This window comes from Vagococcus acidifermentans (genome assembly GCF_003987655.1).
GTDB classification, from domain to species: Bacteria; Bacillota; Bacilli; order Lactobacillales; family Vagococcaceae; genus Vagococcus_B; species Vagococcus_B acidifermentans.
Map to the genome: position 1 here is coordinate 1 of NZ_NGKC01000040.1, position 1,004 is coordinate 1,004.

The window sequence follows — 1,004 nt, forward strand, 5'->3', positions numbered from 1 at the left end:
TAAAAATAGTATATTGTAACAATATCCAAAGTCCTATGGTTACTGGAATACTAAAAAAATACATCCTTCTTCCTGATTTAAACTATACAGATCAACAAATGAGGCACATAATAATCCATGAATTACAGCATATTAAAAATTTTGATATTTATATTGAGTTATTATTAGAAATATTGGTGATAATATATTGGTGGTTTCCGCCAATATATTTACTGAAAAGGCAACTTGACTTAATAACTGAAATGAGAGTGGATAAACAAGTGATGGATCTGCTTGATCCTAATGAGTATATGGATTATATTGAAACACTTATTTTTGTTAAACGTGCTGTTTTAACTACTGAAGATGATTTTTATCCTGATAATATAGTACATCTCCCGCTTGTAAAAAAAAATAAAAACATGTTAACAAAACGAACGTATAATATTCTTGGGAATATTGACTATAAAAAAACAAGCTTGCTTTCTTATCTTCCTTTAGCTGCTGGGTTCATCTTATTGCCATTTATTATATTTGAGCCTTATTATATTCAAAACGAGCAACTAACTCATACCGTAGAAATTAAAGATTACCAAAATTCATGTATTGAGATTGTTAATGGAAAACATTATCTCATAGTGGAAGGCAAAAAAATTGGTGAAATTGAAGATCCAAACGATAGTGCGCTTAAAGGAATAAACATAGTAGAAAAGGATGAAAAATGATGAAAAAAAGTAAAATGTTGTTATTCATTTTAGGTATAATAGGTTCAACTTTGGTTTCTACTAGTACAGTGTCAGCTGATGAAAGTCAACCGCTTACTCTCTAGAATATTGAGAATGAAACCACAACTATTAATGAAAATAGTACTCGTACAAAAAAAGCAGATATCATTGATGATAAAGTCCATATAATTGTGTAAAAGATAAAAGGCCATGTAACAGCCCTTTTACGGTACAATGTTTTTAACCACAAAAACATACCTAGGAGGACTTTACATGACCCAAGTACATTTTACACTGAAA

1 protein-coding gene is annotated in these 1,004 nt (G+C 29.5%); it reads left to right on the forward strand.

The window, feature by feature from the left end:
- Positions 1–704: M56 family metallopeptidase (locus tag CBF27_RS14010; protein ID WP_148112319.1), on the forward strand; the 704-nt coding region annotated here is incomplete at its 5' end.
- Positions 705–1,004: the final 300 nt, after the last annotated feature.